The 6,492-nt window shown below is 32.1% G+C and carries 4 protein-coding genes and 1 riboswitch; of the genes, 1 reads left to right on the forward strand and 3 read right to left on the reverse strand.

Features of this window, described 5'->3' with window-relative positions:
- Nucleotides 1-16 precede the first annotated feature (16 nt).
- The 3 genes from purC to G0Q09_RS09775 all read right to left on the reverse strand — a co-directional run bounded on the left by purC (nt 17) and on the right by G0Q09_RS09775 (nt 5,642).
- Nucleotides 17-739, reverse strand: coding sequence for a phosphoribosylaminoimidazolesuccinocarboxamide synthase (gene purC / locus G0Q09_RS09765; RefSeq protein WP_038332381.1), 723 nt, complete (start codon nt 737-739; stop codon nt 17-19).
- A 546-nt stretch (nt 740-1,285) separates the two neighbouring features.
- Nucleotides 1,286-4,993, reverse strand: coding sequence for a phosphoribosylformylglycinamidine synthase (locus G0Q09_RS09770; protein ID WP_219034722.1), 3,708 nt, complete (start codon nt 4,991-4,993; stop codon nt 1,286-1,288).
- Between the two features lie 110 nt (nt 4,994-5,103).
- Nucleotides 5,104-5,202: riboswitch (purine riboswitch) on the reverse strand.
- A gap of 194 nt (nt 5,203-5,396) precedes the next feature.
- On the reverse strand, nt 5,397-5,642 hold the full coding sequence (locus tag G0Q09_RS09775) for a hypothetical protein (protein WP_219034723.1): 246 nt from the start codon (nt 5,640-5,642) through the stop codon (nt 5,397-5,399).
- Nucleotides 5,643-5,834: 192 nt separating this feature from the next.
- Here G0Q09_RS09775 and G0Q09_RS09780 point away from each other — a divergent pair, with 192 nt between their 5' ends.
- Nucleotides 5,835-6,377, forward strand: coding sequence for an LTA synthase family protein (locus G0Q09_RS09780; RefSeq protein WP_219034724.1), 543 nt, complete (start codon nt 5,835-5,837; stop codon nt 6,375-6,377).
- The last annotated feature ends 115 nt before the right edge of the window (nt 6,378-6,492 follow it).

Raw genomic sequence — 6,492 nt, forward strand, 5'->3', positions numbered from 1 at the left:
AGAATGAAAAAAATGTTTATTTTAAAACTTCTGTCAAACGATTATATACTTCGTGATAAGCTTCTGAAACATCACCTAAATCACGACGAAAACGGTCTTTATCTAATTTTTTTCCTGTTTCAACATCCCATAAACGACATGTATCTGGAGAAATTTCGTCAGCTAAAATGATATTACCATCAACATCTTTACCAAATTCAATTTTAAAATCAGCTAAAATTAATCCAGCTTTTAAGAACAATTCTTTCAACGCTTCGTTAATTACTTCTGTTTGTGTGTACATTTCATCTAACTCATCATATGTTGCAGCTCCTAATAAAACCGCATGATGATCGTTGATTAATGGATCTCCTAATTCATCTTTTTTATAACAGATATCAAAAATTGTAACTGGAGATTTCGCTCCTTCTTCTAATCCTAAACGTTGAGCCATAGACCCAGCTACATAGTTGCGCACAACCATTTCAATTGGAATAATTGATACTTTTTTCACCAATTGCTCACGATCATTCAACTGCTCGATGAAATGAGTTTTAACTCCTTTTTCAATCAAATAGTTGAAAATTAAAGTCGAAATTTTGTTGTTCATTTCTCCTTTGTCCTCAACAGTTCCACGCTTTTGTGCATTAAATGCAGTCGCGTCATCTTTGTAATACACAATTACTTTGTCTGCCTCCTCTGTTGAGTAAACTTGTTTTGCTTTCCCTTCGTAAATGAAGTCTTTTTTTGTTAAGCTCATCGTTGTTGTTTGTTTTTTCGAAGCTCGATTTTCGAAATTCAAAGTTAAAATTCATCTAACTTCTAGTTTCTTATTTCTAACTTCATTACATCGTTTTTTTGTTTTGTTTGAAATGAAAAAGTCCACTTCGTGTTTGTTGTTTGTTTTGAAAATTAACTTGTTCAAGGTTAACTTTCGAGATTAATTTCGATTGGTTCAGGATCGAAATTGGTATTAGTTTGTTGTTTGTTTCTTTTTTTAGTATTTAGATGTTAGATATTTAATATTTAGATTTTTTTTCTTCTACCTTATTTCTAACTTCAAAATTCCTTATTTTATTTTCAATGTCAAGCTGAATTCAGTTCAGCTTCTCACTTTTTTAAGATGAGTTCCTGAAACAAGTTCAGGATGACTCAAACTTTATTCTTCAATTGTCATTCTGAATGAAGCCTTGGCGTAATGAAAAATCTTTTTAGATTCCTCAACAAACTCTAAATGACATTTTTTATTTAATTTTTAGAAGTTAAATTTTCTCATATCTAACTTCTAATATCTCATATCTATAATCTACCCTCTAAAATACTCCACCGCATTTTTGAAGATATTCATATATCCATTTCCTGGAATGTTCTTGAATAATCCTTCTTCGTAACGCTCTGGATGTCCCATTCGCCCGTAAACTTTTCCACAAGGCGATACAATTCCTTCTACCGCAAACGTAGATCCATTTGGATTATAAGGCATTTTTCCAGCTAATTTTCCATCCAAATCTACAAACTGAGTTGCGATTTGTCCTTTATCAATTAACTTTTCTAATTCAACCTCATTTGCTACGAAACGACCTTCTCCATGCGAAAATGGAATCCAGAATTCTTGACCTTCCATTCCTTTTAACCAAGGTGAGTGCGATTTATTCACTCTCACTTTCGCTAATTGTGTAATGTGACGACCAATTTCATTGAACGTTAATGTTGGTGTATCTTCTTCTAAATCTTGAATACGTCCATAAGGCAATAATCCTGATTTAATCAACGCTTGAAAACCATTACAGATTCCTAAAACCAAACCATCGCGCTCTAATAAATTGTGAATTGCATTTTTGATTTTCTCATTGCGTAAAACCGTTGCAATAAATTTACCTGATCCATCTGGCTCATCAGCAGCTGAAAAACCTCCTGGTACAAAGAAAATATTGGCTTGATTGATTTCATTTACAAAAGCATCAACTGATTCTTCAACATCTTGTTGTGTTAAATTACGGAAAGGCAAAGTCGAAACGATTGCTCCTTCTCTACGGAACGCTTTTGCTGAATCATATTCTGAATTTGTTCCTGGGAAAATTGGAATGAAAACTTTTGGGTTTTCTACTTTATGATCGGCGAAGGCAAAACAAATTTGTTCTGCTTTTAAATCTTTTTCCTCAACAACAGTTTCAGTAGTTGATTTATATGGAAACAATGAATTGAATGTTTCTTTCCATTGTTGTTTTAATTCAATCAAATTAATTTCTTCTCCATTAAAGTTGAACGAAGTTGAATCATTTGTCTGACCTAAAACATGATAATTTTGAGCGATTTCAGCAGGAATATTTAAATCATCTGAATGTTCAATTACAATCGAAGCTGGATAATATTTTGCTACATCTAAATCAGTTTTGATTTCAAATCCGATTTCATTACCAAAAGCCATATTCGCTACAGTTTCTGCAATTCCACCAAATTTAACCGTCATCATTGATTTTACATCAGCATTAATTGTTCCGATAAAATCAAAAATAGCTTTTGTATTTGCTTCGTCGATTAAATAATCTTCTGTTAATGTTGGAATAAAAACTGAAAGTTTAGAATTCTTTTCAACTAAAGTTCCTTGTACAATTTTTTCAGCCAAAGAAGGCGCAACTGCAAAAGAAATCAACGTTGGCGGAACATCAATATCTTGGTAAGAACCAGACATCGAATCTTTACCTCCAATTGCAGGAATTCCGAACTGTTTTTGTGCTTCAATCGTTCCTAATAAAGCCGCAAATGGTTTTCCCCAACGCGTAGCCTCATCACGTAATTTTTCAAAATATTCTTGAAAAGTTAAACGAATATCAGCATAATTTCCACCAGCAGCAACAATTTTTGTCATCGAATCAATTACCGCAAAATAAGCTCCGTGATAATTTGACCAACGCGAAATTGTAGGATTGTAACCAAATGAAGCAATTGAAACCGCATTTGTAAATCCGTCAGCCGGGAATTTTTGTACCGAAATATCTTCTGGTGTATCCATTGTTTGTCCACCAAAAGCATTCAAAATAGTAGAACGTCCAACGTTATTGTCAAACATTTCTACCATACCTTTTTGCGACGCATGATTTAACTCTTGCATCATTGCAATAAACGCTTCTTTATTGAAGGCTTTATTCTCAAAAGGATTTGTATATTCTTCGTCCGTAACTTCGATTTTAGCTTGTTTACGAACGCCATTTGTATCTAAAAATTTACGGTCTAATTCAACAATCTTTGTTCCTTTCCAAACCAAAGTCATTGTATCATCTCCCGTTACCTCTGCAACACAAGTCGCATCAAGATTTTCTTCTTTTGCTAATGAGATAAATGTTTCCACATCTTTAGCCTCAACCGCAACAGCCATACGTTCCTGAGATTCAGAAATCGCTAATTCTGTTCCGTTTAATCCAGCATATTTCAATGGAACTAAATCTAAATTAACATTAATTCCGCGTGCAATTTCACCAATTGCAACAGAAACACCTCCTGCTCCAAAGTCATTACATTTTTTGATTAATGCTAAAACGTCTGGATTACGGAATAAACGTTGAATTTTACGTTCAACAATTGCATTTCCTTTTTGAACTTCTGCTGATAAATCGTCTAATTTAAGACCATCGTGTGTTTTAGATGAACCAGAAGCTCCTCCTACTCCATCACGACCTGTTGCTCCACCTAATAAAATAATTTGGTCACCTGCAACTGGTTCTTCACGGCGAACATATTCTTTTTTTACAGCTCCAGCCACAAAACCAACTTCCATGCGTTTTGCTTTGTACCCTTCGTCATAAATTTCTTTCACAAAAGTTGTCGCTAAACCAATTTGATTTCCGTACGAACTGTATCCATTTGCTGCTTCTTTCGAGATTTTACGTTGTGGTAATTTACCTGGTAACGTTTCTTCAATTTTCTCTAAAGGATTTGCAGCTCCTGTAATACGCATCGCTTGGAAAACATAAGAACGTCCACTCAAAGGGTCGCGAATTGCTCCACCAACACATGTCGAAGCTCCACCAAATGGTTCCACTTCTGTTGGGTGATTATGTGTTTCGTTTTTGAATTGTAATAACCATTCTTCTTCAACACCATCTACATCGATTGGAACGACAATAGAACATGCATTGATTTCTTCTGAAACATCAATATTTTTTACAACTCCTGTACGAGAAAGATATTTCCCCATCACAGTTGCTAAATCCATCAAACGAATTGGTTTTGTAGTTCCTAATTCTTGACGAACTTGTTGGTAATAATCGAATGTTTTTTGAAGTGTTTCGTTAAATTTAGAATTAAATTGAACATCTGTAATCTCCGTCTCAAAAGTTGTATGACGACAGTGATCAGACCAATAAGTATCTAAAACTTTTAACTCAGTTTCGGTTGGATTACGATTGATTGATTTGAAATAGTCTTGAATAAAAACTAAATCATCCATTTCTAACGATAATCCAAATTGGTTGTAAATGTCTTGTAGTTTATTTTCGTCAGCAGAAATAAAACCTTCAATAATTGGAACTTCAGTAGCTTCTGGATTTGCTGGAATTTCCATTTTCGAAAGATCTTTCTCGCGCGACTCAATTGGATTGATTAAGTAATCTTTTACTTTCTTTAAATCTTCCGCAGACAAATCATCATTGAAAACATATAATAAACCAGATTTTACGGTTACATTTTCAACATTCATCAACACTAAACATTGTTCCGAAGAATCATCGCGTTGATTGTATTGACCAGGTAAAAATTCGGTTGCAAAATAGTTTTTCGTATAAGGAATGCTTTCGTTAACTGCGTCTTCTACGTATTTGAAAACAACGTCTGTCACAGGATCGACAAACACCTTATTTTGAACCTCTTGTAATTGGCTTTCTTCTATATTAAATAGATCATAAATAACAAAAACCTTGCACACAATTGTAGGTACAAGGTTTTTGAGTTCTATTGTAGTCTTCTGACTGATAACGTCAAAATTCGATTTCTTCTGAATGAAAAGTCTTTGGTTCATTGTATTGTTTGCTGTACTATTTGGTTTAATGTGTTTAAACCATTTGTATCATCTACATCTACATCAACAAACAAACTATTTTCTAACGAGAGTGGTTCAAGACTCATTTTGTAGAAAAAAAATTCATTTGTAGTGGCAATTTTTTATGGTCTGCCGTAGAGACGCTCAACCTTATTATGAGCTATACAAATGTTGTAAACTTTAAAAACTAAATCACCTTTAAAAGTGAACTGCAAAATTAAACATTTTAATTAGTAAAATCAAATCTAAATCAACAATATTTTATTTAATTTTTTGGTTAAATATTTTTCTTAAAATTTAAGCATGATTATCAATCAAATGTCCCATTTTACAACAAAAAAAATCCTTATCAAAATTGATAAGGATTTTTCGTTTTCCGTAATTATCTTGTAATTGTCAAATCGTATTCGTTATCTGATTCATCATATTTATATGATAATTTCATATTAAAATCTTGCATAAACTTTTTACAAAATGTTTCTATATTTAATGAATCTGGAAAAGTAGCTTTGTTAACTGTCATAAACAAAGTTGTCCAAATTGTATTGTCTTTAAAAATTGTAGAGAATCTTTTCTCCCAATATGTTAAAAACTTTTCTTCTTTTTCATTGATTAATATCTCTTCCATTATACCTACTTTATAAACCAAATACAAATTTACAACTATTTCTAATCAAAACCATTTTTTCACGAATTATTAACGTTTTCAGCTTCTATCTTTCATTCAAGATTCTCAAACTTAAGATTCGCTTAAGATTCACTTTACCACATCAACAGTTTACTAAATATCAAGACATTTGAACAATAATTTAAAAGCAAAATGTTTACAAATAATTTAAAAGGACGTTACAGTATTTTACTATTTTTCAGTTCGTTATTTATTCTAATTTCATTTATTTTACGCCTAATTTTTGCGGTTTGGGTAAAAGGTGATTTCGATTGGAATATTGGCTCGTTATTGCACACTATTTTTTATGGATTAGTGTACGATATTAGCGTTGTAAGCTGTTTCACGTTATTCTTGTCATTTTATTTTATGATTTTACCCAACAAATTCGTCAATTCATTATTTGATCGAATTTTCGTGTATTTCGTTTATACATTGTATTTGGTAATCATTTATTTCACATTTTTTGCCGAAATTACATTTTGGGACGAATTCAAAAGTCGATTCAATTTTATTGCGGTCGATTATTTAATTTATACGTACGAAGTTGTTAAAAATATTCAAGAATCATATCCATTACCTGTTTTAATTAGCGGAATTGTTTTAATTACAGGCTTGACAATTTTCGCAACAAAAAAAGGTTACTTCTTTTACAACACATTCCATAACAAACCAAAAACAAGCTGGATATCCTAACGAAAGTTCCAGAGTAAGAAAAGGTATATAATACTTATCTTACAATTATGAAAGGAATAAAAAATCATTACGATGCTTCATTTAAATTACGAGCGGTAGAATTGAGTTATGAAAG

The sequence above is a fragment of the Empedobacter falsenii genome (assembly GCF_019308355.1).
GTDB classification, from domain to species: Bacteria; Bacteroidota; Bacteroidia; order Flavobacteriales; family Weeksellaceae; genus Empedobacter; species Empedobacter falsenii_B.